Annotated in this window: 12 protein-coding genes and 2 tRNA genes; 5 read left to right on the top strand and 9 right to left on the bottom strand. The window is 68.5% G+C overall.

The window, feature by feature from the left end; translation table 11 throughout:
- Nucleotides 1-2 precede the first annotated feature (2 nt).
- Together LVQ62_RS17520 and LVQ62_RS09370 are read left to right on the top strand one after the other, a co-directional pair.
- On the top strand, nucleotides 3-137 hold the full coding sequence (locus LVQ62_RS17520) for a hypothetical protein (RefSeq protein ID WP_255696354.1): 135 nt from the start codon (nucleotides 3-5) through the stop codon (nucleotides 135-137).
- Nucleotides 134-682, top strand: coding sequence for a hypothetical protein (locus LVQ62_RS09370; RefSeq protein WP_233761091.1), 549 nt, complete (start codon nucleotides 134-136; stop codon nucleotides 680-682). The genes LVQ62_RS17520 and LVQ62_RS09370 overlap by 4 nt, the downstream gene beginning before the upstream one ends.
- Nucleotides 683-766: 84 nt before the next feature.
- Here LVQ62_RS09370 and clpX read toward each other — a convergent pair whose 3' ends face one another.
- From clpX to LVQ62_RS09340, 6 genes are all read right to left on the bottom strand, one after another.
- The gene (clpX, locus tag LVQ62_RS09365; protein WP_179481799.1) at nucleotides 767-2053 is read right to left on the bottom strand and encodes an ATP-dependent Clp protease ATP-binding subunit ClpX; all 1287 of its coding nucleotides are present in this window, start codon (nucleotides 2051-2053) and stop codon (nucleotides 767-769) included.
- A 230-nt stretch (nucleotides 2054-2283) separates the two neighbouring features.
- Entirely contained in the window at nucleotides 2284-2496 is a 213-nt protein-coding gene (locus LVQ62_RS09360; protein ID WP_233761083.1) for a DUF2945 domain-containing protein, read from the bottom strand.
- Between the two features lie 664 nt (nucleotides 2497-3160).
- Nucleotides 3161-3817 carry an ATP-dependent Clp protease proteolytic subunit gene (locus LVQ62_RS09355; protein ID WP_208053393.1) on the bottom strand — a complete coding sequence of 219 codons (657 nt, stop codon included), beginning with the start codon at nucleotides 3815-3817 and terminating at the stop codon, nucleotides 3161-3163.
- Nucleotides 3818-3846: 29 nt separating this feature from the next.
- Nucleotides 3847-4437, bottom strand: coding sequence for an ATP-dependent Clp protease proteolytic subunit (locus LVQ62_RS09350; protein WP_233767728.1), 591 nt, complete (start codon nucleotides 4435-4437; stop codon nucleotides 3847-3849).
- A gap of 251 nt (nucleotides 4438-4688) precedes the next feature.
- Entirely contained in the window at nucleotides 4689-6095 is a 1407-nt protein-coding gene (gene tig / locus LVQ62_RS09345) for a trigger factor (protein WP_233761081.1), read from the bottom strand.
- 242 nt (nucleotides 6096-6337) lie between these two features.
- Nucleotides 6338-6411 (bottom strand) — tRNA-Pro (locus LVQ62_RS09340).
- Between the two features lie 102 nt (nucleotides 6412-6513).
- On the opposite strand from LVQ62_RS09340, the gene LVQ62_RS09335 reads away from it, so the two are divergent.
- Together LVQ62_RS09335 and LVQ62_RS09330 are read left to right on the top strand one after the other, a co-directional pair.
- Nucleotides 6514-6587, top strand: a tRNA-Gly gene (locus LVQ62_RS09335).
- A gap of 391 nt (nucleotides 6588-6978) precedes the next feature.
- On the top strand, nucleotides 6979-7200 hold the full coding sequence (locus tag LVQ62_RS09330; protein ID WP_233761079.1) for an antitoxin: 222 nt from the start codon (nucleotides 6979-6981) through the stop codon (nucleotides 7198-7200).
- Nucleotides 7201-7323: 123 nt separating this feature from the next.
- Here LVQ62_RS09330 and LVQ62_RS09325 read toward each other — a convergent pair whose 3' ends face one another.
- The 3 genes from LVQ62_RS09325 to LVQ62_RS09315 form a co-directional block, all read right to left on the bottom strand.
- Nucleotides 7324-8271, bottom strand: coding sequence for a PP2C family protein-serine/threonine phosphatase (locus LVQ62_RS09325; protein WP_233761076.1), 948 nt, complete (start codon nucleotides 8269-8271; stop codon nucleotides 7324-7326).
- A gap of 95 nt (nucleotides 8272-8366) precedes the next feature.
- Nucleotides 8367-8831 (bottom strand): ribose-5-phosphate isomerase, encoded by a 465-nt coding sequence (locus LVQ62_RS09320; protein ID WP_233761074.1) that lies wholly within the window; start codon nucleotides 8829-8831, stop codon nucleotides 8367-8369.
- Between the two features lie 11 nt (nucleotides 8832-8842).
- Nucleotides 8843-9478, bottom strand: coding sequence for a DsbA family protein (locus tag LVQ62_RS09315; RefSeq protein ID WP_208053376.1), 636 nt, complete (start codon nucleotides 9476-9478; stop codon nucleotides 8843-8845).
- Between the two features lie 75 nt (nucleotides 9479-9553).
- Between LVQ62_RS09315 and pepN the strand changes: the two genes are divergently transcribed.
- Nucleotides 9554-12097 carry an aminopeptidase N gene (gene pepN / locus LVQ62_RS09310; RefSeq protein WP_233761073.1) on the top strand — a complete coding sequence of 848 codons (2544 nt, stop codon included), beginning with the start codon at nucleotides 9554-9556 and terminating at the stop codon, nucleotides 12095-12097.
- Nucleotides 12098-12115 lie beyond the last annotated feature (18 nt).

Genomic DNA, 12115 nt, shown 5'->3' with positions numbered 1-12115 from the left:
GCATGCTGCAGCGACAGGTGCGCATCCAACGGCTGCAGGCCCACGGTCTCGCCGTGGTGCCGTGGCGGGGGCCCGGCTCGCTGGATCCGGTGCTGCGCCGGATGGGCGCGGCCGGGGTGGGGGGACGCGTCCGATGACCGTCGCACGACGCGTGGACTCCGCGACTGTCCTCGACCTGCATCCGCATCGGCTGCTGCTGCTGGTCGCGGCGGTGCTGAGCGCGGTCCTGGTGCAGGTGATGATCCCGGTCGCGGCTCACGCCAACGCGTTGGAGATCGTGCTCTTCGCTGTGGCCCTGGCCCTCGTCCTGCTCGACTCGACCGGGGTCGGAGCGAACCTGCTGACGGTGGTCACCGCCCTGGGGTGGGTCTGGGCGGGCTCCCGCGGCGTGGACGGCTACACGCTCATCGTCGCGACCGCGTTGCTGGTGAACCACGGTTGTCTGACGCTGGTGGCGCACGGCCATCCGGGATCGCCGGTCGGGCGCGCGGTGACCGCCCTCTGGGGTGCGCGGATCTCCGTCGTCGGCGTCCTGACAGCACTGACGTGGTGTGCGGCTCTGGCGTGGAGCACCCGACACCTCCCCGCCACCGGCGTCTTCACCGTGGCTGCGCTGCTGCTGCTCGCCGGTGTGCTCCTGTGGGTGCGACGGGAGCTGACCCGGCCCGACGGCGACGGGTGAGCCGGGCGCCGCACCGCTCCTGCGGGTACGACGAAGGCCCTGCGCACCGTCGGTGCTGTGGGGCCTTCGCGAAAGTGGATCGGGTCAGGCGGATTCCTTGCGCGGCGCGCGCTTGCGGGCCGGCGGGGTGGCCTCGCGGCGCACGATCGTCGGGTTGACGTTGTCGAGCACGACCTCGCGGGTGATCACGACGCGCGCGATGTCGTCGTCGCTCGGCACATCGAACATCACGGGCAGGAGCACCTCTTCGAGGATCGCGCGCAGTCCGCGGGCACCGGTGCCGCGCAGCATCGCCTGCTCGGCGACGGCCTCGATGGCGTCCTCGCTGAATTCCAGCTCCACGCCGTCGATCTCGAACATCTTCTCGTACTGACGCACGAGCGCGTTGCGCGGCTCGGTGAGGATCGAGACCAGGCCCGCACGGTCCAGCGGCTCGACGGTGGTGATGACCGGGAGGCGGCCGATGAACTCCGGGATCAGCCCGAACTTCATCAGGTCCTCCGGCAGCACGTCGGAGAAGCTCTCCAACGCACCGGTGTTGAGCTTCAGCTCGGAGCCGAAGCCTAGGCCCTGCTTGCCCGCACGGGACTCGATGATCTTCTCCAGCCCGGCGAACGCTCCGCCGACGATGAAGAGCACGTTGGTGGTGTCGATCTGGATGAACTCCTGGTGCGGGTGCTTGCGGCCGCCCTGCGGCGGCACGCTGGCCGTCGTACCTTCCAGGATCTTCAGCAGCGCCTGCTGCACACCCTCGCCGGAGACGTCACGGGTGATCGAGGGGTTCTCGCTCTTGCGGGCGACCTTGTCGATCTCGTCGATGTAGATGATGCCCGTCTCGGCCTTCTTCACGTCGAAGTCGGCGGCCTGGATCAGCTTCAGCAGGATGTTCTCGACGTCCTCGCCGACGTAGCCCGCCTCGGTGAGCGCGGTCGCATCGGCGATCGCGAAGGGCACGTTGAGCATCCGTGCGAGCGTCTGCGCCAGATAGGTCTTGCCGCAGCCGGTCGGGCCGATCAGCAGGATGTTGGACTTGGCGATCTCGACGGCCGTGGCGTCCTTCTTGGTGATCTGCTCGGCGGCCTGGATGCGCTTGTAGTGGTTGTAGACGGCGACGGCGAGCGCGCGCTTGGCGGCGTCCTGACCGACGACGTACTGCTGCAGGAACTCGAAGATCTCACGCGGTTTGGGCAGTTTGTCCAGCCCGACCTCGGAGGTCTCGGCGAGCTCCTCCTCGATGATCTCGTTGCACAGATCGATGCACTCGTCGCAGATGTAGACCCCGGGCCCGGCGATCAGCTTCTTGACCTGCTTCTGGCTCTTCCCGCAGAAGGAGCACTTGAGCAGGTCACCGCCCTCTCCGATGCGTGCCACGTGGCGATCCTTTCCGGCGGTCCTACGAGAACTTCGTGCGACGGGTGTCGAGGTCCCGACGCTACCCGTCGGCGACTTGCGCCCACGTCATTGAAACCTGGTGTCGCGGCACAAGTCACGCCTGTCCGCTGTCGGCGCAACGCCCCTCGTACGCCCGGTTGACGGCCTCGCCGCGCGCGTGGAGCCACGGCGCGCCGTACAGGGCGCGCGGCGACCCTGCGCGGTGGCCGTCAGGCCTGTTCGACCTCGCTGCGCAGCTTCAGCACCTTCGTCCCGTCGTCCTGCTCGATCTCGTATGCCGGGTCGTCGTCACTGCCGTTGCGAGTGATCTCGCTCCCCTTGATGGTGCGGGTGACCTTGTCGTGGTGCACAGCGGTAACCGTCCCGTCAGCTGTGCCCTGACCCCACTTCCACGTGACCGTGCTGCCCTTGCGGATGCTCATCGCCCCACCGTACGCGCTGCGAAATCCGTTGACATTCAAACCCGATCACCCGCCACACTCACAGCCGTGAACCAGATGCAGACCACGTTGCGCCACCACTTCAGGTGGCACTCCGACCCACCGCGGTGGCCCGCGCACCGCGTGAGCTACGCCGATGTGAGCGGGTGGTGGCGCGATCCCGATCTGCTCGCGCGGCTCGGTCCGATGCTGGGTGGCCTGTTCCCGAAGGGCGACCCGACGGTGGTCATGGGCGTTCAGTCCCGCGGCCTGCTGCTTGGTCCTCTGGTCGCCATCCATCTCGGCGTGGGCTTCGTCGAGGTACGCAAGGGGGCGGAACGGGCCGCGCACACCGACCAGTGGTTCGTGCGCACCACGGCGCCGGACTACTGCGATGAACAACAGGAGCTCGCGGTGCGGCGTGCAGTCCTCCGCAGCACCGATCGCGCGCTCTTCGTGGATGAGTGGATCGCCACCGGCGCCCAGGCGACCGCCTGCCGGCGCTGCTTCGGGGCGGCCGCGGTGACATCCCGATTTCACACGGTATGGCGCGGTCGACACCCTCCCGAAGCCGGATGTCAGCGTGCACGACCGGACCCGGAACGCACGGACGCCGCCCACCCTGGTCGGGTGAGCGGCGTACGACGTGCTGTGCGGTCAGGCTTGTTCAGTCCTGACCGGAGGCCTTGCGGCTTGTCAGAACCTGGTCGATCAGGCCGTACTCCTTGGCCTGGGCCGACGTGAGGATCTTGTCGCGCTCGATGTCCTTGCGGATCTGCTCGGCGGTCGCGCCGGTGTGGAACGCCAGTGTGTCCTCGAGCCACTCGCGCATCCGGAAGATCTCGTTGGCGGTGACCTCGAGGTCGGACGCCGTGCCACCGGTGCCCTCCATCGCGGGCTGGTGGATCAGGATCCGCGCGTTCGGCAGGGCGTAGCGCTTGCCAGCGGCACCCGCACCGAGCAGGACGGCGGCGGCCGAGGCGGCCTGACCGACCACGAACGTCTGCACGTCGGGGCGGATGTACTGCATCGTGTCGTAGATCGCGGTCAGCGCGGTGAAGGAGCCGCCGGGAGAGTTGATGTACATCAGGATGTCCCGGTCGGGGTCCTGGCTCTCCAGCACGATCAGCTGAGCGATGATGTCGTCCGCCGACGCGTCGTCGACCTGCACGCCGAGGAAGATGATGCGGTCCTCGAAGAGCTTGTTGTAGGGGTCCGAACGCTTCATCCCGTAGGAGGTGCGCTCCTCGAACTGCGGCAGGATGTAGCGGCTCGATGGCGCTGGCACAGAGAGACCAGCGTGACCGACGTATGGCGAATTCATCTGTGCTCCACTCGAATCGGTCCAGTTGCTCATGCCTTCACCTGCCCGGGTGCGTCCTCGGCACGCTCGAAGACGTGGTCGACGAAGCCGTACTCCTTGGCCTCCTGCGCGGAGAACCAACGGTCCCGGTCGGAGTCGGCGGTGATCTGCTCGACGGTCTGCCCCGTGTGCTGGGCGATCAGCTCGGCCATCTTGTTCTTGATGAAGATCATCTGCTCGGCCTGGATCTTGATGTCGGAGGCCGTGCCGCCGAGACCGCCCGACGGCTGGTGCATCATCACGCGAGCGTTGGGCGTCGCGTAGCGCTTGCCGGGGGTGCCGGCCGAGAGCAGGAACTGCCCCATGCTGGCCGCCATTCCCATCGCGACCGTGGCCACGTCGTTGGGGATCCAGTTCATCGTGTCGAAGATGGCCATGCCCGCGGAGATCGAGCCGCCCGGGCTGTTGATGTAGAGCCAGATGTCGGCGTTCGGGTCCTCGGCCGTCAGCAGCAGCAGCTGCGCGGCGATCACGTTGGCGTTGTCGTCACGGACGTCGGAGCCGAGGAAGATGATGCGTTCCTTCAGCAGCCGGTTGTAGATCTGGTCGTCGAGTCCCCCGGCCGGTGCCTGGGTCGCCATCGAGACCTTCTGGATGTCACTCAAGGTCGTCTCTTCTCTCATCGCGTCGGACTGCTCCGGACGGCCCCGCCTGCGCGGGGTCGCGAAGCGGTCGAATCAGCTTCTACTGGACCCTAACGCCCGGCCCGCGCCGTTCCGTCCCCGATGTCGGCCGTGTTCGCCGTGAGCGCAAGCGCCCGAGCTGCGCCCGGTATGACGACGGGGTCCGCCCATCGAATCGATGCGCGGACCCCGTTGAGTCACAGACTGATTCAGGCCTTGGGCGCCTCGACAGAGGAGACCTCGGAGTCGACGGCGTCCGTGCTGTCGGTGCCGTCGGTGGCCTCGTCGTCGCCCGTGACCTCGATGGCCTCGGTGCCGCCGTCGGCCGCCTCGGGATCGTCGTCCTCCCCGGCGTCGTTGAGCGCGTTCAGGTCGACGGTCTCACCGTTGGTGTCGACGACCGTGACGCGCTCGAGCACCGTGCTGAGCGCCTTGCGACGGGCGACCTCACCCATCACCGCGGGCACCTGGCCCTGCTGGTCCAGCGCCTGCGCGAACTGGTTGGGGTCCATGCCGTACTGCTGCGCGGACATGATCAGGTACTCGATCAGCTCTTCCTGGGAGACCTGCACCTCGTTCTCCTCGACGATCTTGTCGAGCAGGAACTGGCTCTGCAGTGCCTTCGTGGTGCTCTCGGTGACCTCGGCGCGGTGCTCGTCGTCATCGACGCGGTCCTCACCCTCGAGGTGCTGCTGCACCTCGGCCTCCACGATGCTCTGCGGCACCGCGAGGTCCAGGTCCTCCAGCAGCTGGTCCAGGACCTTGTCGCGCGCCTGGATGCCCTGCTGGAAACGCTTGCCGCGCTCGGCCTGCGCGGTCATGTCGGTGCGCAGTTCCGCGACCGTGTCGTGCTCGGAGGCCAACTGGGCGAAGTCGTCGTCGACATCGGGCAGCTGACGCTCCTTGACCGACTGGACGGTGACGGAGCACTGGGCGGCCTGGCCCTCGTGCTCGCCGCCGGCCAGGGCGGCCTCGAAGGTGGCGGTGTCGCCGGCGGACAGACCGGTGACCGCGTCGTCCAGGCCCTCGAGCATGTTGCCGCTGCCGACGACGTACGAGACGCCGGAGACGTCGTCGATCTTCTCGTCGCCGATCGTGGCGGACAGGTCGATGGTGAGCGAGTCACCCTCGGCAGCGGGGCGCTCGACCGGGGCCAGCGTGCCGAACCGCTCGCGGAGCGTCTCGATCTCGGCGTCGACGTCCTCGTCGGTGACCTCGACCGGGTCGACGGTCACGCTGATCGCGGAGAAGTCGGGCAGGTCGAACTGCGGGCGCACGTCGACCTCGACGGTGAACTTCAGGTCCTCACCCTCGGTCGCCGGCACGTCGGTGACCTCGACCTCGGGCTGGCCGAGCGGCTGCACGTCGTTGCTCTCCAGCGCCTGGCCGTAGAACTCCGGCAGGGCCTCGTTGACGGCTTCCTGCAGCACCGCGCCACGGCCGACCCGCTGGTCGATGATCCGTGCCGGCACCTTGCCCTGGCGGAAGCCCGGCACCTGGATCTGGTTACCGATGGTCTTGTAGGCCGCGCTGACGCTCGGCTCCAGCTCGGCGTAGGGGACCTCGATGGTCATCTTGACCCGCGTCGGGCTCAGGGTGTCGACGGCGCTCTTCACTGCACAGACTCCATAGATCGAAAGGGGCTCTCTGCCGGCGTACGTCGCAAGGCGGGCGTCGGCGACCCGGACGACCGGGCGGCGAAAGCGGGAACCGTCTGCCATGTTCCCTGACGAAGCGGGGCGCGAGCAAACCGGTGGGGTACGAGGTGCCCCAGCCGGGCGTCTCCAGATGTTGGTTCAGGAGGGTTCTCACACCCCGCGACCGTCCCGAATCGGCATCTCGAGCACAGAGATAGGCGTCGGGGTAACAGGATTTGAACCTGCGGCCTTCCGCTCCCAAAGCGGACGCGCTACCAAGCTGCGCCATACCCCGTGCTGCGCGGCTGGTGCGAACCACACCACGCGAGCCAGTACGCTATCGCCTCGGCGCAGCACACCGGACCACACACCATCGGGTGGGACGAGGTTGCGCCACGCGGGTGTAGCTCAATGGTAGAGCCCCAGTCTTCCAAACTGGCTACGCGAGTTCGATTCTCGTCACCCGCTCCACAGTGCGCACCACGGCCCCGGACAGCGTTCGCCCGCAATGGTTCTCGTCGTCGTCAGGCAGTCATCGCACAGGGCAGCGATGCCCATGGGTGCCGGCACGGACGCGACGAGGTGATGCACGCCTCCACCGTCGCCAGCGCATGCTACAGCGGTGAGAAGTGCCGCAGGGGTCGCATCGCAGCAGGGCAGGACGCGGGTCTCGCGATCCTCGACGAGGTCAACACGACCGCGCCGACGGACGCGCTCCCCGCTATCGAGCCGGTGGCCGGCGGGTTCGCCGGCACCCGCTTCTGCACGCCCGGAGAACCTCTCGACGGCCGACCCCCGCCTGTGCTTACGTGGAACGTGAGGCCACGGCATCTGGTCGCGGCCCTCTCTTGAAGGAGATCTGATGGGACTGTTCGACAGCGCCAAGGACAAGGCGAGCGACTTCGCGAACGACAACCCGGACAAGCTCAAGGAGGGTGTCGAGAAGGGCGGGGACTTCGTCGACGACAAGACCGGCGGCAAGTACTCCGACCAGGTCGACAAGGGTCAGGACGCCGTCAGTGAGCGCTTCGGTGGCGGTCAGGGCGGCGACGACGCGGGCGACGGAGACCAGAACCAGAACTGAGGCCGATCACCGACCAGACAGGTCACGAGGGGTGCCGGGCCCCGACGGGTTCGGCACCCCTCGCGTGCATGGTGCGCACCCGTCGAGCGTGCGGGGGGTCGTGCAGGACGCGGGAGACGACGTTCAGTCGCGGCAGAGCATGACGGCGGTGCGGTCGTCGCCCTGACCGGACCGTGCTGCTTCGCACACCCGGCCGGCGGACCCCACGGACGTCGGGAGCGCGCGGATGGTGTCCAGCACCTGGGCCAGCCCCTCCGACAGGTCCAGGTCGCGGGTCTCCACGATCCCATCGGTGTAGAGCAACAGGGCGTCGCCGTGCTCCAGGACACCCTCCACCCGGGGGTAGTCGCGTGCGTTCTGGCCCTCGAGCACCCCGAGGCAGGTGCCGGTGGCCCCGTCGACCGTGGTCCAGAGGTTGGTGGCGGCATGGAACTGCACGGCGGCGGGGTGGCCGGCGGATCCCACCGAGAAGCTGCCGTCGGCCAGATCCACACATACGTGGATCGCGGTGGCGAAGCCCTCGGACCAGTTCTGGCGCACCAGATAGTCGTTGGCGGCGGGAAGGAAGTCCTGCGGCGCGACGGGGCCGAGCAGCCCGCTCACCGCTCCGCCCATGAGCATCGAACGTGAGCCTGCTTCGTGCCCGCTGCCCGAGACGTCGACCAGAGCCACCTCGAAACGGTGCTGATCGGTGCGGTTGCCGATCACGAAGTCGCCCGAGAAACGATCGCCGTCGGCTGCCCGGGTCACCGACTCGACCCTCCACCCGGCGGGGAGTTCGGGCATCCGGCCCTGCACACGCACCCGTTCGTGCAGTTCGTGGAGCAGGGTCGAGGAGACTGCGTGGGACAGCCAGGGGGATTCCCGCACGGAGGAGACCCCCAGCCCGAGAGCCCCCCCTCCAGCCGCCAGCACGAGCACTGCGGCGAGCAGACCGTCGAACCTCGCCGACAGCACGGTGAGGACGACGATGATGCACAACGCCGCGATGATCGCGGCTCCCACGCGGGGCCGGCGTACCCCGTCTTCACGCGTCGCATCGCGAGGCGTGAAGTGGACGTGTACAGCCATACGCGCAACGTAACCCGGCCGTCAGCGGATCACAGCACGCCCATACGCAGGCTTTACACAACAATTACGCGGCGCAGACCCACCGCCGTACCGCGTCATTCCTGCGGTAGCGAGCCGTGCTTCTCGAACCGGGTCAGCATGTCCAGGCGGCGCTGGTGGCGCTCCTCGCCCGAGAACGGCGTCTCGAGGAAGACGGACACCATCGCCTTGGCCTGCTCGACCGTGTTGAAACGTCCCCCGAGGGAGATCACCTGGGCGTTGTTGTGCTGCCGGGCGATCTGCGCCAGTTCGGTCGTGTAGCAGAGCGCGGCCCGAATGCCCGGCACCTTGTTGGCCGCCATCTGCTCGCCGTTGCCGGAGCCGCCGAGGACGATGCCCAGCGAGCCCTCGTCCTGCGCAACACCCTCCGCCGCACGCAGCACGAAGACCGGATAGTCGTCCTGCGCGTCGTACTCCTTCGCGCCGTGGTCGACCACCTCGTGGCCTTGCTCGCCCAGCCAACGGACCAGCTCGCGGTGCATGTCGTACGCCGCGTGGTCCCCTCCGATGTGCACCCGCATCCGCTCGCCTCTCAGCTGAAGTCCGGCGACGCTTCGCGTGACCGCTTGAGTTCGTAGAAACCGGGGGTGGCGGCGACGAGGAGGCAGCCGTCCCACAGCTTGCCCGCGGCGTCGCCCTTGGGTGCAGGAGTGACGACGGGTCCGAAGAAGGCGGTGCCCTCGACGCTCACGACCGGGGTGCCGACATCGTCGCCGACCATGTCGATCGCCCGCTGGTGGGACGCCCGCAGATCCTTGTCGGTCTCGTCGCCGGGGGTGTTCTGCGCCTGCTCGAGCAGGTCCTGCGGCAGACCCACCTCGTCCAGTGCCTCGCTCAGCACCACGCGCAGGTCGTCCTCGTCCTTGCCGCGGCCGCCCGGGTGCAAACGGGTGCCGATGGCGTCGTACAGCTGTTTGCGGGTCTCGGGTCCGTGCTCGCGCTCCGCGGCGATGACCACCCGGACCGGCAACCAGGCCCGGGTCATCATGGCGCGGTACTCCTCAGGCAGGTCGCGGTCCTCGTTGAGGACCGACAGGCTCATCACGGACCAGGTGATCTCGATGTCGCGGACCTTCTCCACCTCCAGCAACCATCGGGAGGTCATCCATGCCCACGGGCACATCGGATCGAAGAACATTTCGGCTCGGCTGGTGGTCACACTCGTCATCTTGCCACTGCGACCGGATGACAGGATGGCGGAGCCCGGGAGTCGCCCGGGAGACACGACGCAAGGGGACCGAACGTGGCACTGCAGGAGCTCACCCGGGACGAGGCCGGCGCCCGCGCCGAGTTGATCGAAGTGCAGGCGCACGCCGTCGATCTGGACCTCACGACCGGTCCGCAGACGTTCGGTACGACCTCGCGCATCGAGTTCAGCGCGACTGCCGGCGCCTCGACGTTCGTGGACTTCCTGGGCGAGTCGGTACGCGCGATCGAGCTGAACGGCGTCTCCCTGGATCCGGCGACCCACTACGACGGTGCCCGCGTGACGCTTCCGGGCCTGGCGGCCGAGAACGTCGTACGCATCGAGGCCGTCGGCCGCTACATGAACACCGGCGAGGGCGTGCACCGCTTCGTGGACCCCACCGACGGCGAGGTCTACCTCTACACCCAGTTCGAGGTCGCGGACAGCCGACGCGCGTTCCCGGTCTTCGAGCAGCCCGACCTCAAGACCCGCTTCGCCTTCACCATCACCGCCCCGGCGACCTGGCAGGTCCTGTCCAACGAACCCGCCTCCGAACCGACCCCCGGCGAGAACGGTTCGGCCACCTGGGTCTTCCCACCCACTCCCCCGATCAGCTCCTACGTCACCGCGTTCGCGGCCGGCCCGTACGACGTCGTCCGCGACTCGGTCACCACGCGCGCCGGCGAGATCCCGCTGGGCGTGCTGTGCCGCCGTTCGCTGCGCGAGCACCTCGACGCCGACAACATCTTCGACCTCACCAAGCGCGGGTTCGCGTTCTTCGAGGAGATGTTCGACCGGGAGTTCCCCTTCACCAAGTACGACCAGCTCTTCGCCCCCGAATACAACATGGGTGCGATGGAGAACGTCGGCCTGGTCACCATCGCGGAGATCTACGTCTTCCGCTCGGCCGTGCCCGAGTCGTTGGTCGAACGCCGCGCGCTCACCGTGCTTCACGAGCTCGCGCACATGTGGTTCGGCGACCTGGTGACGATGCGCTGGTGGGACGACCTGTGGTTGAACGAGTCGTTCGCCGAATGGGCCTCCACCACCGCCCAGGCGGAGGCGACCCGCTGGTCCAGCGCCTGGACCACCTTCAGCCTGGCCGAGAAGTCCTCCGCCTACATCGCCGACCAGCTGAGCTCCACCCACCCGATCGCCGCCGACGCGCGCAACTGGTCGGACGTGGAGAACAACTTCGACAACATCACCTACGCCAAGGGCGCCTCGGTGCTGAAGCAGCTCGTGGCGTACGTCGGGCGCGAGCCGTTCGTGGCGGGCCTGCGTTCCTATTTCCAGAAGTACGCGTGGGGCAACACCGACCTGCGTCACCTGCTCGCCGAGCTGGAGCAGACCTCCGGGCGCGACCTCATCGCGTGGGCTCGGACGTGGCTGCAGACGGCCGGAGTCGCGACGATGCGCCCCGCCATCGAGACCGCCGACGGGCACCTCGCGTCCGTGACCATCGAGCAGACCGCCCCGGACAGCCACCCCACAATGCGCCCGCACCGGATGGGCGTCGGCTGCTACGCCCTGCGAGACGGGCGGCTGGAGCGCACGTCGTACCTGGAGCTGGACGTCGACGGGGCTCGCACGACGGTGCCCGAGCTGGCCGGCGCGGCGCGCCCGGACCTGTTGCTGCTCAACGACGACGACCTGGCCTACACGAAGATCCGGCTCGACGACGTGTCGCTGGCGACCGTGCTCGCCAACCCCACGGCGCTGCAGGATTCCCTGGCACGCTCACTGGTGACCGCGGCCGTGTGGGACATGACCCGCGAGGCCGAGACGGCGGCGACAGACTTCATCGCGTTCATGCTCGATGTGCTTGCGACGGAGCATGATTCGACGGCCATCAAGGTGGCGCTGGAGCAGATCGCGGTCAGTCGCCGGATGTACGTCGCTCCCGACCACCGTGAGGCGGCGCGCCATCAGGTGGCCGACGGTCTCGGGCGTCTCCTGCGGAACGCTGCAGCCGGCAGCGACGCCCAGCTGCAGTTCGCCCGTGCGTTCGCGCAGGTCGCGGTCCGCGACGAGGACATCGCCGTGGTGCGTGGCCTACTGGACGGCACTGCGCCGCTGGCCGGGCTGGCGATCGACACCGACATGCGATGGTCGCTGCTCACGTCGCTCGCGGCGTCCGGCGCCATCGGCGACGACGTCATCGAGCAGGAGCTCGCGCGCGACCGCACCTCGACCGGTGCGGAGCGAGCGGCCGGCGCGCGGGCGGCGTACCCGGTGGCCGAGGCGAAGGAGGCCGCCTGGGCGGCTGCCTTCGTGGGATCGGACCTGCCGAACCAGACGCTGGTCGCGGTGGCCGCAGGGTTCGCCACGGCGCACGACCCGCAGCTGTTGGAGCCGTACGTCGAACGCTTTCACGCCGGCATCCGCACCATGTGGGAGGGCCGCACCTTCGCCATCGCCTCCGGTGTGGCGAAGCGGATGTACCCCATGACGCTCGCCGACCAGCGGTTGCTCGACGCCACCGAGGCGTGGCTGCGCGAAAACGGTGACGCGCCCGATGCGCTGCGCCGGATCATGAGCGAGCACCGCGACGCGGTCGCCCGGGCCCTGCGGGCGCAGGTCCGCGACGCCCGGCGCTGACGCCCCGCGGCGTCGCCC

This window comes from Allobranchiibius sp. GilTou73, assembly GCF_021391335.1.
Lineage (GTDB): Bacteria > Actinomycetota > Actinomycetes > Actinomycetales > Dermatophilaceae > Allobranchiibius > Allobranchiibius huperziae.
This window is presented reverse-complemented; position numbering and strand designations above follow the sequence as displayed.

Bases quoted from the DNA above. Each gene is read 5' to 3' on its own strand.
- LVQ62_RS17520 (WP_255696354.1), top strand. From the start codon at position 3: ATGCTGCAGCGACAGGTGCGCATCCAACGGCTGCAGGCCCACGGTCTC.
- LVQ62_RS09370 (WP_233761091.1), top strand. From the start codon at position 134: ATGACCGTCGCACGACGCGTGGACTCCGCGACTGTCCTCGACCTGCAT.
- LVQ62_RS09360 (WP_233761083.1), bottom strand. From the start codon at position 2,496: ATGAGCATCCGCAAGGGCAGCACGGTCACGTGGAAGTGGGGTCAGGGC.
- LVQ62_RS09355 (WP_208053393.1), bottom strand. From the start codon at position 3,817: ATGAATTCGCCATACGTCGGTCACGCTGGTCTCTCTGTGCCAGCGCCA.
- LVQ62_RS09350 (WP_233767728.1), bottom strand. From the start codon at position 4,437: ATGGCGACCCAGGCACCGGCCGGGGGACTCGACGACCAGATCTACAAC.
- LVQ62_RS09330 (WP_233761079.1), top strand. From the start codon at position 6,979: ATGGGACTGTTCGACAGCGCCAAGGACAAGGCGAGCGACTTCGCGAAC.
- LVQ62_RS09325 (WP_233761076.1), bottom strand. From the start codon at position 8,271: ATGGCTGTACACGTCCACTTCACGCCTCGCGATGCGACGCGTGAAGAC.
- LVQ62_RS09320 (WP_233761074.1), bottom strand. From the start codon at position 8,831: ATGCGGGTGCACATCGGAGGGGACCACGCGGCGTACGACATGCACCGC.
- LVQ62_RS09315 (WP_208053376.1), bottom strand. From the start codon at position 9,478: ATGACGAGTGTGACCACCAGCCGAGCCGAAATGTTCTTCGATCCGATG.